Source organism: Bacillus pfraonensis (assembly GCF_050768835.1).
GTDB classification, from domain to species: domain Bacteria; phylum Bacillota; class Bacilli; order Bacillales; family Bacillaceae_G; genus Bacillus_A; species Bacillus_A pfraonensis.
In genome coordinates this window covers 1-572 of the sequence record NZ_JAHCDO010000113.1, presented here as the reverse complement: position 1 = coordinate 572, position 572 = coordinate 1, and the positions used below count along the sequence as shown (strand labels likewise).

The following is a 572-nucleotide window of genomic DNA, read 5'->3' as shown; positions in this document are numbered from 1 at the left end:
CCTTCTCTATACTTAAATACATACTTTCCTTCACATCACTAATAAACCCACCTAATTCCCGAATTGTTGGAAGTCTAAATAATTCCTTTAATGGGATTTCCTTTTCTAATTCTTTGTGTATCTTCGATACCAATACCGTTGCTTTTAGTGAATGCCCACCCATTTTAAAGAAATTATCATCTATGCCTATGTTTTCTATCCCTAACACTTCTGACCATATTTTAGACAAGCTCTCTTCAATTTCATTTCTAGGTAAAACTAATGCTCCTCTATTTGACATAATATCGGGTTCTGGTAAAGACTTTCTGTCTAACTTTCCATTCCCTGTTAATGGAATGTTATCCATCTCTATAAAATATTGCGGTATCATATAATAAGGTAGACTTCTTTCCAGGTATATCCTTATGTCCAAATCTTCCAAAGGTCTCTTACTTGAGATATAAGCACATATAAACTTTTCTTCTTCTTTTTCTTTTACTATTACTGCTGCTGCATCTATTGATTCATGTTCCAACAGTTTATTTTCTATCTCCCCAAGTTCTATCCTAAAACCTCTTATTTTTACTTGACTG

General features: G+C 33.0%; 1 protein-coding gene. It reads right to left on the bottom strand.

The window, feature by feature from the left end; all coding sequences use genetic code 11:
• Window positions 1-572, bottom strand: a 572-nt coding sequence (locus KFD70_RS29340; protein WP_431613560.1) for a phosphopantetheine-binding protein, incomplete at both ends; no start/stop codon positions are given.